General features: G+C 69.1%; 25 protein-coding genes and 1 pseudogene. 9 read left to right on the top strand and 17 right to left on the bottom strand.

Translation table 11 applies throughout. From position 1 onward, the window contains the following. The first annotated feature begins 38 nt into the window (after positions 1 to 38). Together infA and dbpA are read left to right on the top strand one after the other, a co-directional pair. Positions 39 to 311, top strand: coding sequence for a translation initiation factor IF-1 (gene infA, locus BLQ28_RS18670; protein WP_015867950.1), 273 nt, complete (start codon positions 39 to 41; stop codon positions 309 to 311). 84 nt (positions 312 to 395) lie between these two features. Further along, positions 396 to 1,835 (top strand): ATP-dependent RNA helicase DbpA, encoded by a 1,440-nt coding sequence (dbpA, locus tag BLQ28_RS18665; protein WP_093242516.1) that lies wholly within the window; start codon positions 396 to 398, stop codon positions 1,833 to 1,835. Here the strand turns inward: dbpA and BLQ28_RS18660 are convergent. Then, positions 1,801 to 3,273 carry an MATE family efflux transporter gene (locus BLQ28_RS18660; protein WP_093242514.1) on the bottom strand — a complete coding sequence of 491 codons (1,473 nt, stop codon included), beginning with the start codon at positions 3,271 to 3,273 and terminating at the stop codon, positions 1,801 to 1,803. The two genes, dbpA and BLQ28_RS18660, sit on opposite strands and share 35 nt — an antisense overlap. Before the next feature lie 59 nt (positions 3,274 to 3,332). On the opposite strand from BLQ28_RS18660, the gene BLQ28_RS33025 reads away from it, so the two are divergent. The 3 genes from BLQ28_RS33025 (at position 3,333) to BLQ28_RS18650 (ending at position 4,548) form a co-directional block, all read left to right on the top strand. Further along, positions 3,333 to 3,503: a hypothetical protein gene (locus BLQ28_RS33025; protein WP_172672148.1), complete on the top strand. Its 171-nt coding sequence runs from the start codon at positions 3,333 to 3,335 to the stop codon at positions 3,501 to 3,503. Between the two features lie 87 nt (positions 3,504 to 3,590). Further along, positions 3,591 to 3,911, top strand: coding sequence for a hypothetical protein (locus tag BLQ28_RS18655; protein WP_093242512.1), 321 nt, complete (start codon positions 3,591 to 3,593; stop codon positions 3,909 to 3,911). 19 nt (positions 3,912 to 3,930) lie between these two features. Then, entirely contained in the window at positions 3,931 to 4,548 is a 618-nt protein-coding gene (locus tag BLQ28_RS18650; RefSeq protein WP_143012512.1) for a hypothetical protein, read from the top strand. Here BLQ28_RS18650 and BLQ28_RS18645 read toward each other — a convergent pair. Further along, positions 4,482 to 5,372 carry a LysR family transcriptional regulator gene (locus BLQ28_RS18645; protein ID WP_093242508.1) on the bottom strand — a complete coding sequence of 297 codons (891 nt, stop codon included), beginning with the start codon at positions 5,370 to 5,372 and terminating at the stop codon, positions 4,482 to 4,484. The two genes, BLQ28_RS18650 and BLQ28_RS18645, sit on opposite strands and share 67 nt — an antisense overlap. Before the next feature lie 119 nt (positions 5,373 to 5,491). On the opposite strand from BLQ28_RS18645, the gene BLQ28_RS18640 reads away from it, so the two are divergent. Further along, positions 5,492 to 6,379, top strand: a complete 888-nt coding sequence (locus BLQ28_RS18640; RefSeq protein WP_093242506.1) for an EamA family transporter — start codon at positions 5,492 to 5,494, stop codon at positions 6,377 to 6,379. 133 nt (positions 6,380 to 6,512) lie between these two features. Here the strand turns inward: BLQ28_RS18640 and BLQ28_RS33520 are convergent. Further along, positions 6,513 to 7,109: pseudogene (locus BLQ28_RS33520) on the bottom strand (fatty acid desaturase); the annotation flags it as partial. Between the two features lie 327 nt (positions 7,110 to 7,436). On the opposite strand from BLQ28_RS33520, the gene BLQ28_RS18630 reads away from it, so the two are divergent. Next, positions 7,437 to 7,658: a tautomerase family protein gene (locus BLQ28_RS18630; RefSeq protein ID WP_093242502.1), complete on the top strand. Its 222-nt coding sequence runs from the start codon at positions 7,437 to 7,439 to the stop codon at positions 7,656 to 7,658. A gap of 7 nt (positions 7,659 to 7,665) precedes the next feature. Here the strand turns inward: BLQ28_RS18630 and BLQ28_RS18625 are convergent, their stop codons facing one another. The 11 genes from BLQ28_RS18625 to BLQ28_RS18575 form a co-directional block, all read right to left on the bottom strand. After that, on the bottom strand, positions 7,666 to 8,337 hold the full coding sequence (locus tag BLQ28_RS18625) for a GntR family transcriptional regulator (protein WP_256327361.1): 672 nt from the start codon (positions 8,335 to 8,337) through the stop codon (positions 7,666 to 7,668). Positions 8,338 to 8,372: 35 nt separating this feature from the next. Beyond that, positions 8,373 to 9,662 carry an NAD(P)/FAD-dependent oxidoreductase gene (locus BLQ28_RS18620; protein WP_093242498.1) on the bottom strand — a complete coding sequence of 430 codons (1,290 nt, stop codon included), beginning with the start codon at positions 9,660 to 9,662 and terminating at the stop codon, positions 8,373 to 8,375. After that, a complete protein-coding gene (locus BLQ28_RS18615) occupies positions 9,659 to 9,907 on the bottom strand; it encodes a (2Fe-2S)-binding protein (RefSeq protein ID WP_093242496.1) in 249 nt (82 codons plus the stop codon). The genes BLQ28_RS18620 and BLQ28_RS18615 overlap by 4 nt, the downstream gene beginning before the upstream one ends. After that, positions 9,904 to 11,007, bottom strand: coding sequence for an NAD(P)/FAD-dependent oxidoreductase (locus BLQ28_RS18610; RefSeq protein WP_093243417.1), 1,104 nt, complete (start codon positions 11,005 to 11,007; stop codon positions 9,904 to 9,906). Before BLQ28_RS18610 ends, BLQ28_RS18615 begins: the two co-directional genes overlap by 4 nt. Before the next feature lie 11 nt (positions 11,008 to 11,018). Further along, positions 11,019 to 11,957: a 4-hydroxyproline epimerase gene (locus BLQ28_RS18605; protein ID WP_093242494.1), complete on the bottom strand. Its 939-nt coding sequence runs from the start codon at positions 11,955 to 11,957 to the stop codon at positions 11,019 to 11,021. A 13-nt stretch (positions 11,958 to 11,970) separates the two neighbouring features. Further along, on the bottom strand, positions 11,971 to 13,104 hold the full coding sequence (locus BLQ28_RS18600; RefSeq protein WP_093242492.1) for a branched-chain amino acid ABC transporter substrate-binding protein: 1,134 nt from the start codon (positions 13,102 to 13,104) through the stop codon (positions 11,971 to 11,973). Positions 13,105 to 13,152: 48 nt separating this feature from the next. Beyond that, entirely contained in the window at positions 13,153 to 14,067 is a 915-nt protein-coding gene (locus BLQ28_RS18595) for a dihydrodipicolinate synthase family protein (RefSeq protein WP_093242490.1), read from the bottom strand. Positions 14,068 to 14,234: 167 nt separating this feature from the next. Then, entirely contained in the window at positions 14,235 to 14,975 is a 741-nt protein-coding gene (locus BLQ28_RS18590; protein ID WP_093242488.1) for a glycine zipper 2TM domain-containing protein, read from the bottom strand. Positions 14,976 to 15,093: 118 nt separating this feature from the next. Continuing rightward, positions 15,094 to 16,092 (bottom strand): tripartite tricarboxylate transporter substrate-binding protein, encoded by a 999-nt coding sequence (locus tag BLQ28_RS18585; protein ID WP_371126685.1) that lies wholly within the window; start codon positions 16,090 to 16,092, stop codon positions 15,094 to 15,096. Between the two features lie 48 nt (positions 16,093 to 16,140). Then, positions 16,141 to 17,346, bottom strand: a complete 1,206-nt coding sequence (locus BLQ28_RS18580; RefSeq protein WP_093242484.1) for a M20 aminoacylase family protein — start codon at positions 17,344 to 17,346, stop codon at positions 16,141 to 16,143. Between the two features lie 76 nt (positions 17,347 to 17,422). After that, complete coding sequence (locus tag BLQ28_RS18575; RefSeq protein WP_093242482.1) at positions 17,423 to 18,163, bottom strand: SDR family oxidoreductase; 741 nt, start codon at positions 18,161 to 18,163, stop codon at positions 17,423 to 17,425. Between the two features lie 110 nt (positions 18,164 to 18,273). Between BLQ28_RS18575 and BLQ28_RS18570 the strand changes: the two genes are divergently transcribed. Next, positions 18,274 to 19,173: a LysR family transcriptional regulator gene (locus BLQ28_RS18570; protein WP_093242480.1), complete on the top strand. Its 900-nt coding sequence runs from the start codon at positions 18,274 to 18,276 to the stop codon at positions 19,171 to 19,173. Between the two features lie 33 nt (positions 19,174 to 19,206). Here BLQ28_RS18570 and BLQ28_RS18565 read toward each other — a convergent pair whose 3' ends face one another. From BLQ28_RS18565 to BLQ28_RS18555, 3 genes are read right to left on the bottom strand one after another with little or no spacing between them, the layout of a single operon-like run. Continuing rightward, a complete protein-coding gene (locus BLQ28_RS18565; RefSeq protein WP_093242478.1) occupies positions 19,207 to 20,085 on the bottom strand; it encodes a pirin family protein in 879 nt (292 codons plus the stop codon). Further along, complete coding sequence (locus tag BLQ28_RS18560) at positions 20,082 to 20,669, bottom strand: NADPH-dependent FMN reductase (RefSeq protein ID WP_093242476.1); 588 nt, start codon at positions 20,667 to 20,669, stop codon at positions 20,082 to 20,084. Before BLQ28_RS18560 ends, BLQ28_RS18565 begins: the two co-directional genes overlap by 4 nt. A 30-nt stretch (positions 20,670 to 20,699) precedes the next feature. After that, positions 20,700 to 21,089 (bottom strand): DoxX family protein, encoded by a 390-nt coding sequence (locus BLQ28_RS18555; protein WP_093242475.1) that lies wholly within the window; start codon positions 21,087 to 21,089, stop codon positions 20,700 to 20,702. Between the two features lie 87 nt (positions 21,090 to 21,176). Here BLQ28_RS18555 and BLQ28_RS18550 point away from each other — a divergent pair, with 87 nt between their 5' ends. Continuing rightward, complete coding sequence (locus BLQ28_RS18550) at positions 21,177 to 22,103, top strand: LysR family transcriptional regulator (RefSeq protein WP_093242473.1); 927 nt, start codon at positions 21,177 to 21,179, stop codon at positions 22,101 to 22,103.

The raw sequence follows: 22,103 nt of genomic DNA, 5'->3' as shown, positions 1-22,103 counted from the left end.
TCCAACACACATCGAACGAGATTCAGAGGTAACCACACATGCCCAAGGAAGAACTGATCGAAATGAACGGCGCAGTGACCGAAGTCCTGCCCGACTCGCGCTACCGCGTCACGCTGGACAACGGCCATCAGCTGATCGCCTACAGCGGCGGCAAGATGCGCAAGCACCACATCCGCATCCTGGCGGGTGACAAGGTGTCGCTCGAACTCTCGCCCTACGACCTGACCAAGGGCCGTATCACCTTCCGTCACCTGGAACGTCGCGGCCCGCCGCCGACCAACTCCGGCAACAACAACGCACCCCGCCGCTGATCCGCGACTGACGAAGGGCCTTGCGGCGCCCCGCGACGGGCGCCGGCAAGGCTTTTGTTTTTTGCGCTCTCCGGCTGCTGAACGATGACCACACCCAATCCCACAGCCGGCGGCACCCCAGCCGACAACGGCTTTGCCGCGCTGGCGCTCTCGCCCCAGATGCTGGCCAACCTCACGCAGCTCGGCTACACGCAGATGACGCCGATCCAGGCGGCCGCGCTGCCGCCGGCGCTGCTCGGCAAGGACCTGATCGCCCAGGCCAAGACCGGCAGCGGCAAGACCGCCGCCTTTGCCCTGGCGCTGCTCGCCAACCTCAACGCACGCCGCTTCGCCATCCAGGCGATGGTGCTGTGCCCCACGCGCGAGCTGGCCGACCAGGTCACGACCGAGATCCGGCGCCTGGCGCGCGCGGAAGAAAACATCAAGGTGGTCACGCTCTGCGGCGGCGTCGCGCTGCGCGGGCAGATTGCGAGCCTGGAGCACGGCGCGCACATCGTGGTGGGCACGCCCGGCCGGATCATGGACCACCTGGAGCGCGAGAACCTCGACCTCTCGGCGCTCAACACGCTGGTGCTCGACGAGGCCGACCGCATGCTGGACATGGGCTTCTTCGACGACATCGTGAAGGTGGCGCGCCAGTGCCCTTCGGCCCGCCAGACGCTGCTGTTCTCGGCCACGTACCCCGAAGGCATCGCCAAGCTGGCGCAGCAGTTCATGAAGAGCCCGCAGCAGATCACGGTGCAGGCGCAGCATGAAGGCAGCAAGATCCGCCAGCGCTGGTACCAGGTGAAGGACAGCGACCGGCTGCACACCGTGAGCCTGCTGCTTGACCATTTCCGCCCCGTGAGCACGCTGGCCTTCTGCAACACCAAGCAGCAGTGCCGCGACCTCGTCGAGGTGCTGCAGGCGCAGGGCTTCAGCGCGCTGGCGCTGTTCGGCGAGCTGGAGCAGCGCGAGCGCGACCAGGTGCTGGTGCAGTTCGCCAACCGCAGCTGCTCGGTGCTGGTGGCCACCGACGTGGCCGCGCGCGGCCTGGACATCGCGCAGCTCGAAGCGGTGATCAACGTCGACGTGACGCCCGATTCCGAAATCCACATCCACCGTGTCGGCCGCACCGGCCGCGTGGGCCAGTCTGGCGATGCCGAAGGCCTCGCGCTGAACCTGGCCAGCATGAACGAAATGGGCAGCGTCGGAAAGATCGAACAGCTGCAGGGCCGCGAATCCGAATGGCATGAACTGGCCGAGCTCACGCCCGGCAAGGGCGCGCCGCTGCAGCCGCCGATGGCCACGCTGCAGATCGTGGGCGGGCGCAAGGAAAAGATCCGCGCCGGCGACGTGCTGGGCGCGCTCACCGGCGACTGCGGCTATGCCAAGGAGCAGGTCGGCAAGATCAACGTCAACGAGTTCTCGACCTACGTGGCGGTGGACCGCGCGATCGCCGAAGAAGCGGTGCGCAAGCTGTCCAGCGGCCGCGTGAAGGGCAAGTCGGTCAAGGTCCGGCTGCTGACGCTGCAGGACCTGTAGCCGCCCCGGCCTGCGGCGTGGCGAGCGCCGACGCGGGCGCCACCGGTGCATCGAGCACCGGCGCCGGCGCCGAGGCCGCATCCGGTGCCTCTTGCCGCGCCAGCTTCGCGGCCAGCCGGAACGCCACCACCACCGCCAGCAAGCCGAAGATCGACGAGCCCACGGCCTGCCCGATCAGCACGCCGGCCGCGCCGTGGTGCGAGCCCCACCAGGCGAACGGAATGGTGCCCAGCGTGGCACGCCCCCAGTTGAACGCGGTCGAGAGCAGCGGATGCCCGAGGTTGTTGAACGAGGCGTTCGCCACGAACAGCCCGCCCGCAAAGAAGAAGCTCGGCGCCAGCCAGCTGCAGAACAGCGAGATCAGCTGCGCCGCCAGGCCATCGGCCGAGAACGCGCGGATCAGCACGCCCTGCCCCAACGCCAGCACCAGCCACGCCACGGCCACCGACGCCACCATGAACAGCAGGCTGTCGCGCAGCCCTTCCTGCACGCGGCGGTACTGGCCCGCGCCCAGGTTCTGCGCCAGGATCGGCCCGACCGCGCCGCTGAGCGCATAGACCAGCCCGAAGGCCACCGGCGTCAGCCGGTCGATGGTGGCCGCGCCCGCCACCGCCGAAGGCCCGAACTGCGCGACCGCATGTGTGACGAAGGCCGCGCCCACGGGCGTGGCGAGGTTCGTCAGCACCGCCGGCCCCGCCACGCCAGCCAACGCACGCGCATCGCCGCCGAGCCGCGACGGCTCGAAGCGCCCGAGCATGCGGTGCTTCACCAGCACGCCGTGCAGCCCGATGGCCGCCAGCACCATGCGCGAAACCACCGCGCTGATGGCCGCGCCGTCGAGCCCCAGGCCGAAACCGAAGATCAATATCGGATCGAGCACCGCCGTCACGAAGGCCGCCGCGAGCGTGACCACCATCGAGCGGCGCGCATCGCCGACCGAGCGCAGCAGCGCCGAACTCGCCATGCCGATGCCCAGCAGCGGCAGGGTGTGCACCGTCACCGACAGGTAGCGCTGCGCAAGCCGCGCCGTCTCGCCTTCGGCACCGAGCGCATGCAGCGCGGAATGCAGGAAGATCGCCGTGCCGCTGCCCGCCACCACCGACAGCGCCGCCATCAACACCAGGCTCGCCGTGGCGATGCGGCGTGCGTCGCCAGTGCGGCCCGCGCCCACCGTGCGCGACACCACCGCCGCGATGCCGATGGTCAGCCCGATGCACAGCGACGCATGAAAGAACCCCACCACGCCCGCGAAGCCGACCGCCGCGGCCGTCGCTTTCTCTCCGAGCAGCGAGATGTAGAACAGGTTGATCAGGTCGACCGCGAACACCGCGATCAACCCTATGGCACCGGTGCCGGCCATGACGCAGACATGGCGCAGCAGCGAGCCCGAAACGAAGCGCGGACGCTCGACGGCACCCGCCGTTTCGGTTATTGGCATGTGAAATCCTCGATGTGGCCTAATTGCGGGTTCGAACATTACTTTTACCCGAGCTTTTCATGCCCAAGACATTCCGTACCGAAGCCGAACGCGTTGCCACCCCGAAGCCGACGCCGCTGCCCGGCTACACGCTGCCCAAGTCGGGTGGCGGCCAGAAGGTCAGCCTGGAACGCGGCACTGCAACGCGCAGCAAGAAGAACCCCGGCAAGCGCGCCAAGAAGGGCGGCTGATCCAGCCCCCGTTGGCTCGCCAGAGCCGCGACGAACGCGCCCTCGGGCGCGTTTTGTCATTGGGCGAGCCCCAAGACTGAAACCGCGATGTCCGACGACAACCAGATCTTCATCCCGCCCTCGTTCTTCGCGGTCTACAGCGACGCGCGCCAGCGCCTGCGCGAACCGATCGGCGTGGTGCGCGAGCGCTACGAGATCTGCGAAGACCTCGCCAACCATCTCGTGGGCCACGCGCAGATCCAGCACCACACCGAGGTGCCGGTCGAGAGCGAGATCCTGCGGCGCATTCACGCGGGGCTGGCGACGGCGGAATCCGGTGTGTCGTCTGCCGAAGCCGGATGGATCGTGCAGCGGCTGGCCGAGCTGCTGGGCTGGGAAGGCCCGGAGCCGGCGCCTGCCGAAGACTGACTGAGCCACGGGCGCGGCCATGCAACGCGCTGCCGCGGTATTGCTCCTGCTTTCGCTGCTTGCGCTTCCCGCGCTGGCCGGCCGCATGCCGATGTCATGCGCGCTGGGCAACGGGCCCGATGCCGTCGTGACGCTCTCGCGCGACCACCCCATCGCCGACACCGCCGTCTATCACCTGGCGCAGGGCCGCGACGCGCTCCACCCGCTGTTCGGTGGCGAGCCCGACGATTCGCGCGGTTCCGGCGTGCGTGTGCAATGCGCGGGCGCCCGCCAGCGCGCGATGGTGGTGCAGGGCGAGTTCATGTCGGCCGCCTATCCGAGAGGGCTGGTCATGCTTCGCGAACCGCGCACGGGCCGCTTCGTGCAGCTCGCCTTCGCGGAGCGCAATGCGCCCGGCTGGCTGTATCTCGGCCCCAAGGACCGCTTGCTGGTGTTCCCGCCCGGCGGACGGATCGAAACGCGCAAGCGCTACCTCGTCTACCGTTTCGCGACCGGGCAGGAAGATGCGGAAGAAGTGGTCGACTCGCTGCCCGACGCGCGCGGCTACGAGGTGATCCGCCTCCAACGCGGTCAGCGCGACGAAGAAAACCGTTCGACCAGAAAGTCGACAAAGACACGTGTCTTGGCCGCCAGGTGACGCGAAGGGTAGACCGCGTAGACCGGCGTCCTGTCGGCCTCCCAGTCGCCCAGCACCGCTTCGAGCCGGCCCTCGGCCAACTGTTGCTCGACATAGATGCGCGGCACCAGGCTGAGCCCGAAGCCGGCCAGCAGCGCGTCGCGCACGGCGATGCTGGAGCTGACCTTGTAGCGCCCGTCGATGGCCACGGCCACGCTGCGGCCGGCGCGGCTGAAGGTCCATTTGTTCGCATGGCCTGACAGGGTGAACTGCACGCAGTTGTGCGCCTTCAGGTCTTCGGGCTGCGCAGGCCGGCCAGCGGCGGCGAAGTACGCGGGCGCGCCGCACAGCACGTGCGTCATGGTCATCAGCTCGCGCGCGACGAGGCTGGAGTCTTCGAGCCGGTCGCTGCCCCGGATCGCCAGGTCGTAGCCCTCGCCGATCAGGTCGGTGCGGGTGTCCTGCAGGTTCAGTTCGAGCCGCAGGTTCGGGTAGCGGTCCATGAAGGCGGGGATGTGCGGCGAGATGCAGGTCAGCGCGAAGGTCAGCGGCGCGCTCACGCGCAGCACGCCGCCGGGGCTGCTGCCCATGGGCGCGAGCGCGGCATCGGCCTCGCTGAGGTCGTCGAGGATGCGCGACAGCCGCTCGTGGTACGCGGCGCCCGCTTCGGTCAGGCTCATGCTGCGCGTGGTGCGGTTGATGAGCCGCACCTTCAGGTGCGCTTCCAGCTCCGCGATGTTCTTGCTGATGGCCGCGGCCGACAGCCCCATCTGCCGCGCGGCGCCGGCAAAGCTGCCGGTGCTCGCGGTGGTGCGGAAGACCTTGAGGGCGGTGAGATGGTCCATCGTTGATTCACGACTGAGGGTAAATGATCAATTCATTATTTGGTCATTCACAACCCATGGTCAATTGACTAGATTTGACGGCACACACGTACCGCCATTCGAAGCAAAGAGAGCCCGCCATGACCCGCCGCGCCACCGACGTCCTTCTTACCGCTGCCGCGCCGGCCATCTGGGGCAGCACCTACATCGTCACCACGCAGATGCTGCCGGCGAACTACCCGCTGACGGTGGCGTTGCTGCGCGCGTTGCCGGCCGGGTTGCTGCTCCTGCTGATCGTGCGCAGGCTGCCCGAGCGGGCGTGGTGGGGACGTATCTTCATCCTGGGCGCGCTGAACTTCTCGATCCTGTGGGCGATGCTGTTCCTTGCGGCCTACCGGCTGCCGGGCGGCGTGGCCGCGACGATCACCTCGGTGCAGCCGCTGCTCGTGGTGTTCCTGGCGAGCGTCTTCCTGGGCTCGCCGGTGCGTGCGCTGTCGGTGGCGGCGGCGGTGGTCGGCATCGGCGGCGTTGCGCTGCTGGTGCTCACGCCGAACGCCGCGCTCGACGGCATCGGCATCGCCGCCGCGATTGCAGCGGCCGTGTCGATGGCCTTCGGCACAGTGCTCAGCCGGCGCTGGCAGCCGCCGGTGTCGGCGCTGGTGTTCACCGCGTGGCAACTGACGGCCGGCGGCCTGTTGCTGCTGCCGGTGGCACTGCTGCTGGAGCCGCCGCTGCCCGCGCTCAGCCTCACCAACTGGATCGGCTTTGCCTGGCTCGGGCTGGTCGGTGCCGCGCTGACCTACATCGTGTGGTTTCGTGGCGTGGCACGGCTGGAGCCCTCGGCCATCGCGCCGCTGGCCTTCCTGAGCCCGGTGACGGCGGTGATCCTCGGCTGGGCGCTGCTGGGGCAGAGCCTGTCGGTGCCGCAGATCGTGGGCATCTTCATCGTGATCGCGAGCATCTGGCTGAGCCAGCATGCGCAGCGTGGCGCCCAGCCGCTGGTGCGCGCGGTGCCTGCAACTCGCTGACCAAGCGGCGTCAGGCGGGCTGGGGCGAGGTCGCGCGCTTGAGCAGGCTCAGGTAGCCGGACTGCACTTCCATCCGCGCTGTTGCGCCCTGGCGCTGCAGCAGGCGGTGCGCCTTCGGCAGGCTCCAGCAGGGCAGGTTGGTGAACATGTGGTGCTCGCAGTGGTAGTTGACCCAGTAGGGTGCCACGAAGATGCGTTCGAGCCAGCCGGCGTGCGTGGTGCGCGCCTGGCGCAGCGGATCGGCCTCGTTCTGCGCGACCAGCGCATGCTCGGCGATGTTGCGCACGCGGCTCACGAGCGGCAGCCATGTCGCCATCGGCAACAGCCACATCAGCAGCCAGGCCCACCAGTAGCCGGCCAGCGCGAACGCCAGAAAGCCGAGGCCGTTGGCAATGAGAAAGCGCCGGTCTTTCGCGACCTCTCTGCCGAACACCTTCAGCGCGGACTCGCCCGGCGCACGCTTGCGGATGCCTTCGGCGATGTGGCCGAAGCGCTGCTTGTAGAAGGTCTGGCCGCTCAGGTCGCGCACGGCCTTGCGCCACATCGATTCGCGCGTGATCGGAAAGGGCGCCGACAGCACGAGGTCCGGGTCTTCGGTCTGCTGCACGAAGCGGTGGTGCTGCAGGTGGTACGGCCGGTAGTCGCGCAGCGTCGACGAGCACAGCCAATACCCGACCCAGTCGTTGACCTTGCGGTTGCGGTGCAGGCCCGCGTGCGCGGCATCGTGCATGAGGATGAACAGGCCCAGCTGCCGCGTGCCGACGATGGGCACCAAGAGCGGAATGGTCCACGGCCACACGATGCCCACGAGCATCGCCGCGCCGATCACGCCCCAGCAATGCACCACCAGCCAGAGCCCCTTCCATGACGAGCGCGTGGTGAGCGCCTGCCACTCTTCGGTGGAAAAGAAATCTTCGGGTTGGGCTCGGGGTGCGGCGGCCATGCGGGCCAGTATGCGCCGCATGGGTGCGCGGGAACACGCGGAATTCCCCGAGGTGCGCGCTTGGCAGAATCGCCCGCACCTGACTTGCCACCGACCCGTTGGAGGACTCCCGCCATGCCCCTCGTGACCATCCGCCTCGCGCGCCGGGAACAGCCCGCCACGCGCGAACAAAAAGCCGCGCTCATCGCCGGCGCCACGAAGCTGCTGCAGGAGGTGCTGGGCAAGCGGCCCGACGACGTGACCGTGCTGATCGACGAGATCGACCCCGACAACTGGGGCCAGGGCGGCGAAAGCGCGACGGTGCTGCGGCAACGCCGGCAAGGAGCGGGCGGCTAGCCGGCGCTCACTTGTCGATGATCTTGCGGGCGAAGAGCTCGAGGTAGTCCATGAGGCGGTTGGCGCCCGCGACGGCCGCCGCCTCGTTGCCCGTCGCGATGCCCTGCGCCAGTTCGAGGTGCGCGTTGGCGCCTTCGACGATCTCGCCCTCGTGCTGGTAGGCGTACCAGAAGCGGCGGCACTGCACGATGAGCGGCACCACCGCCTTCACCGCCGAGTCGTTGTGGCTGGCCTGGTGGTTGACGAGGTCGAGCGCGCGGTCGGCCTGCATGTAGTCGTTGAGGTCGCCGCGGCCCGCCGCTTCGACCATGGCCTCGGCGCAACGCACGATGGCCGTGCGCTGCGGTGCGGTGGCGCGGCGTGCCGAGCAGGCGGCAATCAGCCGTTCGAGCACGCGCCGGGTCTGGATCACGTCGAGGTGGTCGGCCAGGTCGATGGTCGACACCAGCAACCCACGGCGCGGCTGCTGCACGATGAGGCCGATCGACACCATGCGCATCAGCGCCTCGCGCACCGGCGTGCGGCCGAGCCCCGTGCGCTCGGCGAGGTCGGCCTCGGCGATCTGGCTGCCGGGTTCGAGCTGCATGGTCGACAGCAGCGTCTCGATGGCGTCATAGGCCACGTCGGCGGCGCGGCGCTTGGGCGGGGGGCGGGGAGCGGTCTTCTTCGGGGCGGCCATGGGTTTCTTCTGCGGCGGATGCCGCTGCTGCGGCGTCATTGTCGGGCCTCCTCATGGCCTGCAAGGCCGGCCAGCGTGGCGATGCGGACCGGCGACAGCGGCGGGCGCGGCACGGGCGGCGTCCATCCAAAGAGAAACTGCGCCGCATCGCCACACACGCGGCCCTGACAGGCGCCCATGCCGCAGCGGCGGTGCAGCTTGGCATCGGTCCAGCCGCTGCAATCCGAGAGAGAGGACAACGGCACGTCTTCGCAGCGGCACACGAGCGTGTCGGGCTGCGGCATCTGCCGGAGGTCGGGTGCCAATGCAAAGCTGCGATGCAGCCGTGCGGCGAAGGCGTTCCATCGAGCACGTTCGCCCTCGTGCGCTTTGGCGGCGGGCTCGTTGCCCACGGCTGCGTAGCCAGCGATGGTGCCCTGGGCCAGTGCGCGTTCGCTGCCGCCGAAGCCGGTGCATTCGCCAGCCGCATAAATGCCGGGGACGTTGGTGGCTTGCCGCGCATCGACCGCGAGGGCCTGAACGCCGAAGCCCGCGGGCGTGAGTGTGCAGCCGAGCAGTTGGCCCAACTGCGTGTTGGGCGTGAGCCCGAAGCCGCAGGCCACGCGGTCGCATGCGATCTCGACCTCGCCATCGCCTTGCCGAAGCCGCACCGATTCGACCTGCGTTGCGCCTTGTACCGAGACAACGCGCGATGACGTGCGGTACTGCGGATCGGCCAACGTCACCGCCTGCGCCGCCTTGCCGGGCCAGCGCAGCAGGCTCGTGCCAAAACCCGCGACCGACGCGAACGATGCCTGCTCGGCAATGCGCAGCACCTTCGCCCCCGCCGCGCGCGCCGTGGCCGCAGCGGCCAGCAGCAGCGGCCCGCTGCCCGCGATGACGATGCGTTCGCCCTCGACCGGCATGCCCGCCTTGATGAGCGCCTGCAAGCCGCCCGCGCCCGTCACGCCGGGCAGCGTCCAGCCGGGAAAGGGCAGCAACAGTTCGCGCGCGCCGGTGCAGAGGATGAGCTTCTTCCACTGCATGCGCGTGGCGCGCTCGGCGTCTTCGAGCAGCAATTCATTGGCAGCGGGCACCGCGACGATGCGCGTGCCGCTGCGCACGCGGATGTTGGCGTGGCGTGCGAGCGCGTCGCGCCACTTGCGCGCCGCCGGTGGCAGCGCCGCGCCGGGTCCGTCGCGCCAGATCTGGCCGCCGGGCGCGGGGTTGTCGTCGATGACGACGATCGACGCGCCGCTGGGCGCCGCCGCCACCGCCGCGGCCATGCCGGCCGGACCCGCGCCGACGATCAGCAGGTCGCAATGTTCGTGCGCCGTGCCGCTCATTCGGTCGTCTCCACGCGCATGCCTTCGCCGCAGACGGTCTGGCAGGCGAGCCTGCGCCGGCCATCGACCAGCACGCGGCATTCCTGGCACACGCCCATGCCGCAGAAGGGCGCGCGCGGCTGGCCACTGATGGAGGTGCGCGCCACGCCCATGCCGCCCGCAACGCGCAGCGCAGCCGCGACCGAACTGCCGGTCTTCACGCGCACGAGGTGGCCGTCGATGTGCAGCAAGGTGTGATCGCTCATGCTGCCTCCAGCAAGCCGCGCGGCGCGTAGGGCGCGGCGTCGAAATCGGGAACGGCGCCGGTCATCAGGGCAGCGAGCAGGTGCGCGCTGCCCGGCGCGGTGGTCACGCCCAGGCCTTCGTGTCCGACCGCCAGCCAGAGCCTGTCGCGCCATGGATGCTTGCCCAGCAGCGGCAGGCCGTCGGGCGTAGCGGCACGCATGCCGGTCCACGAACGCACGGCGTTCAGATGGGCGAGCCCTGGCAGGTAATCGAGCGTGCGCTGAAGCATGCGCGCGAGCATCGGCGCCTCGACCGCCGGGTCGGTCGTGTCGAACTGGCGTGACGAGCCCACCAGCAGTTGCCCCGTGGGGCGCGGCTGCACGTTGAACGCAACCGAGTCGCCATCGCTGTGGTGCGCGCTGGTCACGTAGCCGAGTTCAACGAGCTGATGATGCACCGTGCCCGGATAGCGGTCGGTGATGAGCAGGTGGCCCTTCTTCGGTCGTATCGGAAGTTCGGGGCACAGCGTCGTCGCCTGGATGCCGTTGGCCAGCACGATCTGCGGCGCGGTGCGGCGACTGCCATCGGCCAGCCGCAGCGTGCCGTCGTCTTCGATGGCCTCGACCTTCGCCTGTTCGACGCGGATCGCATCGCCGCCTTCGTCGATGAGCCAGCGCGCTGCGTTCGGCGCATAGAGGATGCCGTCGCCCGGCACTTCGAGCGCGCCCGAGAGGCCCCGGCGCAACGCGGGCTCGGCCTGCGCCAATGCGGCCGCATCGAGCAGCCGGCTGTCGATGCCGTGTGCGCGCAGCCGTTGCCGCTTGCGCTCGGCCTCGGCCATTTCTTCTTCGTTCGCGGCAATCCAGAGCGTGCCGCAGGGGCTGTACGCGCAGTCTTCGCGCATGCGCGGCGCAAGGGCGCGCCAGCGTGCGATCGAATCGCGGCTCAGCGCGAGTTCGGCCGGGTTGTCGTCCATCACCACGAGGTGGCCCATGCCGGCACCCGTGGCGCCGCCGATGCGGGCATCGAGCACCAGCACCCGGCGGCCGGCCTGTGCCAGCGCGTGGGCACACGCGGCACCGACGATGCCGGCGCCGATGACGATGACATCCGCGTCCATGCCGCCCGGCACTAGAGCCGTATGCCCCAGCCGAACGGGTCTTCGTCGTCGATCAGCAGCGTGGCTTCGGCGCTGATGTGCGCACGGCCGCGCAGCGTGGGAATGACCTTGTCGCCGTCCATCGCGTAGCTGGCCTCGAACACGCTGCCGATCACGCTGGACTGCTTCCACACTGCGCCCGGCGCGAGCTTGCCGTCGGCCGCGAGGCAGGCGATCTTGGCGCTGGTGCCGGTGCCGCAGGGCGAGCGGTCGTAGGCGTTGCCGGGGCACAGCACGAAGTTGCGGCTGTCCGCGCCTTCGCCTTCGTCGCTGGCGAAGAGTTCGATGTGGTCGATCTCCGCGCCGTCGGCACCGGTGATGCCTTGCGCGGCCAATGCGCGGCGCAGTGCCGCGGTGTAGTCGGTCAGCGCGGCGAGGTTGTCGCTCGCCACGCGCTGGCCGTGTTCGCTCACCAGGAAGAACCAGTTGCCGCCCCAGGCCACGTCGCCACGCACGGTGCCGTGGCCGGGCAGATCGACCGCCACCTGGTGCAGGTGCCGGTACGCCGGCACGTTGCGCACGCTCACCGAGCCATCGGCATGCAGCGTGGTCGTGACCGTGCCCACGGGCGTTTCGATCTTGTGCTCGCCAACGCCGATGCGCCCCATGTGCGCCAGGCTCGCAACCAGCCCGATGGTGCCGTGGCCGCACATGCCGAGGTAGCCGGCGTTGTTGAAGAAGATCACGCCGGCGGCCGCGTCCTTCGACACCGGCTCGCACAGCAGCGCACCCACCACCACGTCGCTGCCGCGCGGCTCCAGCACGGCGGCCGCGCGCCATTTGTCGTGCCGCTCGGCCAGCAGCGCGCGGCGCTCGGCCATGCTGCCGCCGCCCAGATCGGGAAAGCCGCCGATGACCAGGCGCGTGGGCTCGCCGCCCGTGTGCGAGTCGATGATCTGGATGCGGTGCATGGTGTCTTCGGGCTCAGTAGCTGGCCAATGGAACGGGCGCTGCGTTCTTGAAAGTGAACACAGTGATCGGCGCCTGCTTCATGTTGCCCTTGTCGTCGTAGGCGTAGGTTGCGGCCACGCCCTTGTAGGTGGTCTTGTACAGCTCGGCGCCGACCTTGTCGGGGTCGATGGAGTTGGCCTTCTGCATCGACTGGCCGATGAACATGACCTGGTCGTAGTACGAAGCGGCATAGGCGTCGGCATCGACGTTGAAGCGCTGCTTGAACTTGGCCTTGAAGGCCGGGCCGCTTTGCGCCTTCTCGAGGATGGAGCCGCCCTGCGCGCAGAACACCAGGTCGTTGACCGCATCGCCGCCGAGCTTGCCGGTGGCGGGGCTGCAGACGGTGTCGCCGCCCAGCAGCTTGCCGGGCACCGCGAGCTGCTTCATCTGGCGCGCCATGGGTGCGGCCTGCGGCGCGTAGCCGCCGAAGAAGATGGCCTCGGGCGCCTTGGCCTTCATGTTGGTCAGGATGGCGGTGAAGTCGACCGCCTTGTCGGTGGTGAACTCCTGGCCGACGACCGTCAGGCCCTGCGCCTTGGCTTCCTTGCTGAACTCTTCCGCCAGGCCCTGGCCAAAGGCGGTGCGGTCGTCGATCACGCCGACCTTCTTGACCTTGAGCACCTTGGCCGCATAGACCGCCATGGCGCCGCCGATCTGGTTGTCGCTGGCGATGATGCGGTACAGGTTCTTGTAGCCGCCCTGCGTGACCTTCGGGTTGGTGCCCACGGTCGACAGCAGCACGCCGCCGTCGCTGTAGATGCGCGACGCCGGAATGGCCACGCCCGAGCAGTACGGGCCCATGACGAACTTGACGCCGTCGTCCACGAACTTCTGCGCCACGCTCACGCCGGTCTTGGCGTCGCACTGGTCGTCTTCGGAGACCAACTCGAACTTCAGCGTCTTGCCGCCGACGGCGATCTTCTTGGCGTTGAGTTCCTCGATGGCCAGGCGCACGCCGTTTTCATTGTCCTTGCCCGCGAAGGCATTGGGGCCCGACAGCGGACCGCTGTGACCGATCTTGACCACCTGCTCCTGCGCATACGCCTGGCCAGCAACGGCGAGGGCCACGAGGCTTAGAAACGGAACCATGCTTGCTTTTGTCTTCATGCTTCTTCCTAGGTTGGGGACGATGAAAAGGGCTGTTGTTGTAAGCGATTACATGACCGACTGGTACTGGGCAGGACGCGTAGCGAGCGCCTTCTTGACGACGCCTTCGATGAAGGCACGCTCCTCGCCGATCAGCGGCAAGCGCGGACGGCGCATGTGCTCGGAGCCCACGCCCACCAGCGCATCGATGAGCTTCAGGTTCTGCACCAGCTTGGTCGACACGTCCAGGTGCAGCATCGGCGTCATCCACTGGTAGAGCTTGAGCGCTTCGGCAAACTTGCCCGCCTTCATCAGGTCGTACAGCGCCACTGTCTCGCGCGGGAAGGCACAACCGACGCCCGCCAGCAGGCCATCGCAGCCCAGCGCCAGGCCTTCGTAGGCCAGGTCGTCCACGCCCAGGAACAGCTGGTAGCGGTCGCCCACCGTGTTGCGCAGGTCGGTGATGCGGCGGATGTCGTCGGTGCTTTCCTTGATGGCCGCGATCCATTCGCAGTCGGCCAGCTCGACCATGTGCTGCGGCTTCAGGTCGACGCGATAGGCCACCGGGTTGTTGTAGACCATGATGGGTTTCTGCGCCGCATTGGCGATGGTGCGCACGTTGAGCATCGCTTCGCGCGCATCGGCCACGTAGATCACCGAGGGCATCACCATGAAGCCGGCCACGCCGAGCTTGTTGGCGCCATCGACATAACGCAGCGCCTCGCGCGTGCTGGTTTCCGACACGTTGGCCAGCACCGGGATGCGGCCATCGGCAGCGTCCAGTGCGATCTTGGCGACCTGCAGTTTTTCTTCGAGCGTCAGCGTGCTGGCTTCGCCGAGCGAGCCGCAGGTCACGAGGCCGTGGATGCCGTTGCGGATCTGGAAGTCGATGTGGCGGGCGGTGCCCTCGGCGTCGATGCTTTCGTCGGCGTGGAACTTGGTGGTGATGGCGGGGAAGATGCCTTGCCAGCGGGGATTGCTCACGTTGTCGCTCCTGTGGGATGTGCGGGGTGGAAGCGCCGCATTTTAAATATATTAAAGATATATCCAAAAGATGCCCGTGGGGCAAGCGCTCTTCCGGGTGGGCGGTTTGTGTGATATCCGGGGGTGGCGCGAGCCCACGAACCCGCGGGCTCGCGGGGTTCTGGCGCCTACTTGCGGCCGTCCGCCGGGCGCAGCTGGTTGCCCTTGAGGATGACCGGCTTGCCGATGGGCGGCGCGCTCCGGGTCTCGACGGTGCGCAGCGTGCCGTTCTGCATGCGCACGCCGACCTCGTAGACCGTCACCGTGCGCACATGCTTCTCGATGGCGTTGCCTGCAAAGCCGCCGCCGACCGCGCCCAGCACCGTGGTTGCCGCGCGTCCGCCGCCGTGGCCGAACTGGTTGCCGACCAGCCCGCCCACCACGCCGCCGGCCACCGCGCCCACACCCGTGGTGCGTTGCTCCCGCTGCACCGACCGCACCGATTCGACGCGGCCGCAGACCGCGCAAGGCGGTGGCGCCGGCTGGGCAGCCGCCATCGGCGCGTTCGCGCCCGCCGGCGCCGGGCCGGGCTGAATGGCCTGCATCGGGGCCGGTTCTGGCGCCCTGGCGGGTGCCGGCATCGGCGCGGCTGCCATGGCCGGCGGTGCCGCGCCTGCGCCCGTGGGCGGTGCAACGGGCGCCGCGGGCATGGCTTCCGGCTTGAAGTCGTCCGGCGCCCGGGGCGATGCGGCGGCCAGCACGGCGGGCGGCGGCGCACTGGCGCTGGTGTCGCCGCCCTGCTTGTGAATCAACACGCCGGCAAGCGCCACCACGGCTGCCGCCAGCACGCCGATCACGGCCCACAACGCCTTGGGCGACTTGCTCACTTGCTGCCCCGGCGCGGGGTCGAGCGGTGTCGTCGAGTCCATGAAAAAGTCCCTTTCCGTCCGATGCCGGATGCATCGGAATCCACCAGGGAGCATGGCCGAGGCCGGCGCGTTGTCAATTGACTGGCGTCCTACACGGCCCGCCAGCCGTCGCACCTTGTCAGTCGATCTTTGCGCCCGATGCCTTGACGACAGTGCCCATCGCGTCCCAGTCGGTGCGCAGCAGCTTCTGGAATTCTTCCGGGTTCTGGCTGCGCGGCTCCACGCCCAGGCGCTTGAAGCGTTCCTGGATCGCCGGGTCGGCCAGCACCTTGTTGGCCGCGATGTTGATGCGCTCGACTTCGGCCTTGGGCGTGCCGGCCGGCGCGAGCAGGCCGATCCACGAATCGAAGGCGTAGCCCGGCAGGCCGCTTTCGGCCACGGTCGGCAGCTTCGGCAGGAAGGGGCTGCGCGACTGGCCGGTGGAGGCCAGCAGCTTCACGCGCGCATCGTCCTGGAAGCCGATCACGCCGATGCTCGACGAGATCACGGCCTGCACGCGGCCCGCGAGCACTTCGTTGACGGCCTCGCCGGTGGACTTGGTCGGGATGTGCGTCATCTGCAGCCCCGCCTTCGCAAGAAACGACGCCATCGCCAGGTGCGTGGCGCTGCCGTTGCCGGCCGAGGCGTAGTTGTACTTGCCGGGGTGGGCCTTGACCTCCTTGATGAAGTCGGCCGTGTTCGACACGTTGAGCCCGCTGGCCACCGCCAGCACGTAGCCCGCGTTGCCGACGTTGGCCACGCCCACGAAGTCTTTCAGCGGGTCGTAGCTGAGCTTGTTGTAGAGAAAGCCCGCGATGTTGTGGCTGGCGGCTGCAAGGAGCAGCGTGTTGCCGTCGGCCGGCGCGCGCGCCACGAGGGCCGCGCCCACGGTGCCGCCCGCGCCCGCGCGGTTCTCGACGATGGCGCTGGCGTTGAGCGCCGCGCCCAGTTCGTTGTTGAAGGCGCGCGCCACCGTGTCCTGCACCGCGCCCGTGCCGAAGGGCACGACGATGTGCAGCACGCGCTGCTGCTGCTGCGCGTGGGCCGGTGCGATGGCGCAGAGCGCGGCGGCCGTGGCAAGCGCAGCGAATGCGGAAGACACGGAGAAGGAACGCCGGGTGAGCAGGGTCGAAGGCATCGTGGGGACCGCTTTCTTTTTCATCGTCGTCGACACAGGGAAGGAATTTCAGGCGCCCGGCGCCAGCCAGCGCTGCGCCAGCTTCACGAAGTAGCTGGCACCGATCGGGATGATCTCGTCGTTGAAGTCGAACGAGGTGTTGTGGATGATGCAAGGGCCGGGCCCGTGGCCGTCGAGCCGGTGGTCGCCGTCGCCATTGCCGAGGAACGCGTAGCAGCCGGGCCGCGCGAGCAGCATGTGCGCGAAGTCTTCAGCGCCCATCACGGCGGGGAAGTTGTCGGTGACCATGTCGTCGCCCACCACCTCGCGCATCACACCCGCGGCAAAGCGCGCCTCGGCCGGATGGTTCACGGTCGGCGGCGAGGAACGGTTGAAGTACACCTCGGCCGTGCAGCCATGCGCCGCCGCCACGCCGGCCGCCACTTCGCGCAGCCGCGCCTCGAGCTTGTCGATGGCCTCGATGGAGAAGGTGCGGATCGTGCCGCCGACCGTCGCCACATCGGGAATCACGTTCGGCGCATCCGAGCCCTGCAGCTGCGTGACCGCCAGCAGTGCGCGCTCGGTACTGGGAATGGTGCGCGCCACGATGGTCTGCAGTTGCTGCGCCAGCGTGACCACCGCGGCCACCGGGTCGATGCCGGTGTGCGGCATCGAGGCGTGCGTGCCGCGCCCATGCACGGTGATCTTGTACGTGTTGCTCGACGCCATCAGCGCACCTTCGTTGAGCGCGAAGCGGCCGACGTCGCCGACGGGAAAGTTGTGCAGCCCGAAGACGGCATCACATGGAAAGCGCTTGAAGAGGCCCTCGTCGATCATCTTCTTGGCGCCGGCCTTGCCCATCTCTTCGGCCGGCTGAAAGATGAAATGCACGGTGCCATCGAAATCGTCGGGCCCCTGCTGCGACAGGTGCCACGCGGCGGCCAGCAACATCGTCGTGTGGCCGTCGTGGCCGCAGGCATGCATGCGGCCGGGGTTCGTCGACTTGTGGGCGAACTCGTTGGCCTCGTGCAGCGGCAGCGCGTCCATGTCGGCGCGCAGGCCGATGGTGCGGCTGCCGGTGCCCTTGCGCAGCACGCCCACGAGCCCCGTGCCGGCAATGCCGCGGTGCACCTCGATGCCCCATTCGGTGAGCAGGCCGGCAACCTTCTCGGAGGTGCGGTGCTCCTCGAAGCCGAGTTCGGGGTGGGCGTGGATGTCGCGTCGGATGTCGACGAAGCGGGCGGCGTTGCTGGCGAAGGAATCGACGATGTTCATGGCGGGGCTGCGGTGGCAGAAGTCGTTCTCGAAGCGAACGATTCTGTCGCAGGCCGGCGCCGCCTGCCTGCCGTGCTCAGACCAGCACGCCGCCCCCGTCCACCACCACGGCCTGGCCCGTGGCGTAGCGGTTGGTCATGAGGTAGAGATAGGTCTGCGCGATGTCTTCGGGCTCGCCCACGCGGCCCACCGGCAGTGCCGCGCCGCGCTCGGCGTACATGGCCTCGCGCTGGGCTTCGGGAATGCCGGCCCACAGCGGCGTGCGGACAAAACCCGGGCTCACGAGGTTGACGCGGATCGGCGCCAATTCCACCGCCAGCGCGCGCGTGAAGGCCTCCATGGCGCCGCAGATGCTCGCGCCCGCCGTCCAGCCCTTCTGCGGCCGCAGGCTGGCGACGCCACTGGTCAGCACCACCGAGCCGCCGGGCCGCAGGTGCGGCGCCGCGTGCTTCACGGCGGCGATGGCGCCGAAGACGCGCACGTCGAAGGCCTTGCGGATCGCGTCGATGCCGGTCTCGGCCAGCAGGCCGATCTGCAGCGATTCGCCGGCGCTGTAGACAAGGTGGTCGAAAGACCCGAGCCGCTCGAACAGGCCGCGCACCGCGGCCTCGTCGGCGAGGTCGACCGCGTGGCCCTCGGCGCGCTCGCCGAGCACGGCCAGGGCCTCGGCCACACGCTGGCTGCGCGAAGACACGACCACCACCGAAGCACCGGCGGCCAGTGCCGCCTTCGCCGTGGCAAGGCCGATGCCCGAGGTGCCGCCCAAGAGGACGACGCGTTGGTTCTGGAGAGGGAATGCGCTGGATGCGATGGTCATGAAAGGCCCCGTGCAGGTGATGAATGGAACAACAAGGCCACGACTATCATTCCGCACGCTTGTTTGATAAACGGGCCAACTCTTCGATCACTCCTTAACAAGGCTTGCGAATGGACCGCCTCACCAGCATGGCGATGTTTGCGCGCGTGGTCGAGCGCGGCAGCTTCGCCGCCGCCGCCGAAGGCAGCGGCATGACGCCCACCATGGTCGGCAACCACGTGCGCGAACTGGAGCGGCGCCTGAAGGGCCGGCTCATCAACCGCACCACGCGCCGCCAGAGCCTGACCGAGCTTGGCAAGCGCTACCACGCACGGTGCGTGGAGATCCTCGCGCTGGTCGATTCGGCCGAACTCGACGCCCGCGAGATGCAGGCCAGCCCGCGCGGCCGGCTGCGCGTGAGCTGCCCCGTCACCTACGGCACGCGGGCGCTGGTGCCGGTGCTCGCGAGCTACCTGGACCGCTACCCGGACGTGCAGGTGGAGCTGTCGCTCAACGACCGCTTCGTCGACCTCGCCGAAGACGGCTTCGACGCCGCGATCCGCGCGGGCGAGCTGCCCGATTCGGGCCTGATCGCGCGGCCGCTGCGACCGTCGCCGCGCGTGGCCTGCGCGTCGCCCGCCTACCTGGCGCGCCACGGGCATCCACAGGTACCGGCCGACCTGGCGCAGCACAACTGCCTGGCCTTCCTGTTCGCCACCGGGCCCGAGCGCGACTGGCGCTTTCCGCGGCCCGACGGCAAGGGCGCCGAGCGCATCACCGTGCGTGGCCGGCTCGACGTGAACGGCGGCATGGCGCTGCGCGAGGCTGCGCTCGCGGGGCTGGGCGTGATCCTGCAGCCCGAGCTGATGCTGAAAGACGACCTGGAGGCAGGGAAGCTCGTGCGCCTCTTTCCCGACTGGCCGGCGCCCACGTGGCCGGTGCACGTGGTGCATCTGCCCGACACCCACATGCCGCCGAAGCTGGAAAGCTTCATCGCCTTCCTGCAGGAGACGCTGGGGCGCGGCACCTGAAGGGCCGCGCCAGGGGGCTTGCGCCAGCCAGCGTCAGCCGAGCCGCCCTTCCTGCCGCAGCTTCGCGCCGATGCGGCGGATCTCGGCCTCGCCCTGGTCGAGCGTCGCGCGGCTGGTGTGGACCGAGTAGTGGCCCATCACCAGTTCGTGCGGATGCTTCACCGCCGAGCCCAGCACGAAGGACGTGTCGCCATGCGCCACGAAGTCGAGGGCCGCGTCCGATTCCTCGAACACCGCCAGCTCGCCGGCACCGACGGGACCACCGGCGCTGTAGCCCGCGCCGAGCCGGCCCGCGTTGACCGCGACCCAGCCCACCGTGTGGCCGGCGGGCGGCGTGTAGCGCCAGTGTTCGCCGTCCTTCAGTTGCACGGCCAGGTAGTTCATGGGGGACGGTGCCGGGATGGCGCTTTGCGCCGCGCCGTAGCGCCCGAGCAGCACGCGCGCCGGGCCTTCCTTCGGCACCTGCGAGGGCGCGAGGTAGATGCTCTGGGCCGGTGCGTTCTCTTCCGAGGCCGGCAGCGCCACCCACAGCTGGAAGCCCTCCACGCGCTGGACGCCCGGCGCGGGTGCGCCGGTGTGCCACACGCCGTTGCCCGCGCGCATCCACTCGACGCCGCCGCCCAGCAGCACGCCCTGTTCGCCGGTCGTGTCTTCGTAGAGCGTGTCGCCCTCGATCAGCCAGGTCAGCGTGGCAATGCCCGAATGCGGATGCAGGCCGAAGCCCTTGTGGCCGCCTTCGGTGTTGAAGCCGAACAGGTCGAGAAACACGAAGGGCTTGAGGAACTCGCCCAGGTCGCCCGGACTCACGAGCCGCGTGATCGCCCCGTGCTTCGAGCCGCGCGTGCGGTAGACGATGGCGCGGGCCTCGGTGCCGGTCGCCGTGCCGGTTGCGGTTGCAGTGGCGGTGGTCATGCGGCCTCCCTCGCGGTCTTCAGCGCCTTGGCCCACCACGCGATGTCGTCCAGCATGCCCTTGGCGGCCTGCGCCAGGTGCGGGAAGTCTTCAAAGGTCTTGCCCTGCTGCCAGATGCCCATGAACTCGACCATGCCGATGTGCACGGCGTTGCGCACCGGGGCCATCTGCATCTCGACCGCGACCAACCGCAGCTGCTCCACGGCCCGCGCCGCACCCACGCCGCCGTAGCCCACGAAGCCGATCGGCTTGCGGACGAACTCCTTGTAGGCCCAGTCGATCGCGTTCTTCAGCACCGCGCTGGGGCCGTGGTTGTATTCGGGCGTGACGACGACCAGGCCGTCGAAGGTGGCCAGCTTGGCCTGCCAGCGCTGCGCGGCCTCGTTCTTCACCGGGCCCCAGGCGGGCGCGCCGGCCTCGTTGAAGAAGGGCAGCGGATGGTCACGCAGGTCGACCAGTTCGAAGGCGAGGTCGGTGCGCTGCTTCGCGATGTCGTGGATCCACTGCGCGGGTTTTTCGCCGAAGCGGCCCTCGCGGGTCGAGCCGAGGATGATGCCGATGCGGGGTTGTTGTTGCTGGGTCATGGGGTGCTCCAAGAAATTGAAAGAAAGAGGTCAGGCCGCCGTGACGGCCAGCCGGGACACGGGACGAAGGCGCCAGGCGACGAAGCCCGACAGCAGCGCCAGCACCGCCGCCGGCGCGGGGTTGCCGCCGATCAGCACCAGGTGCGTGGCCACGCCGCAGACCATCGTCACGGCCAGCAGCAGACCGCCGAGGAAACCGGTCGCCGGCACGAGCAGCAGCACGGCACCGCCGACTTCGACCAGACCGGTCACATAGCGGAACCACTGGCCGAAGCCAATGGCATCGAAGACCTGGACCATCTGTGGCACGCCGGCCAGCTTGGATGCGCCGGCCGCGCCGAAAGCCAGCGCCAGAAGAATGCGAACTCCCCAGACGATGCGGCGCTGGGTGGGGGAGGCAAGGGATGTTGAAGAAGTCATGGGCAGAAGGTTAGGCACGCACCCACTGATCGACTAGACGGTAGAGTCGGATTGCACTCGTCCAAATTTCGAAGGAATCAACCCGCCATGCTCGACCTCAACGACATCGCCATGTTTGTGCAGGTGGTGCGCCACGGCAGCTTTGCCGAGGCAGGCCGGCGCCTGGGCCTGCCGCCCAACACCGTGAGCCGGCGCATCCAGCAGCTCGAGGCGCAGCTGGGCACCCGGTTGATGCAGCGGTCGACGCGCAAGCTGACCCTGACGAGTGCGGGGCAGGAATTTCATGACCGCTGCGCCGGCGCGGTCGACGGGCTGGTCGCGGCGGGGCAGGAACTGGTGGCGGGCGGCCAGGCGCCGAGCGGGCTGGTGCGGGTGGCCGCGCCGGCGGATTTCTTCGACTTCTTCCCGATGGAATGGATCGCGGATTTCCTTGCGGCCCATCCGCTGGTCAAGCTCGACTTCGTGCTCAGCGACGCCCCCGCCGACCTGATCGCCGAGCGGATCGACGTGGCCTTCCGTGGCGGCGTGCTGCGCGATTCAGGCTACATCGGCCGGCGGCTGGCCACGCGCAGCGGCGGCTTGCTGGCAAGCCCCGCCTACATCGCGCGGCGCGGCCAGCCCGCCAGCCTGCAGGATTTGGTGAACCACGACTGCGTGACCCCGCCGCACCCCACCGGCCACACCACCTGGCGGCTCGCCGGCCCCGATGGCGAGGAAGAAGAAGTGCAGGTGACGGGCCGCTTCACCGGCAACACCGCGCAGGCGCTGCGCAAGGCGGCGCTGGCCGGGCTGGGCATCACGCAGCTGCCGCCGTCGATGGCCACGCGCGACGAGCAGGAAGGCCTGCTGGTGCCGGTGCTGCCGCAGTACCAGTACACCGGCCGGGGCCTGAGCGTGGTCTACCCGAGCCGAAAGCACCTGCCGCTGGCGGTGTCGACCTTCATCGACACCGTGATCGGCAAGCTGGGCCAGATGGATGTGCTGCAGGAGCCCACCCCGCCGTGGAAAGCCTAG

Source organism: Variovorax sp. EL159, assembly GCF_900100965.1.
Classification (GTDB): Bacteria; Pseudomonadota; Gammaproteobacteria; order Burkholderiales; family Burkholderiaceae_C; genus Variovorax.
This window is presented reverse-complemented; position numbering and strand designations above follow the sequence as displayed.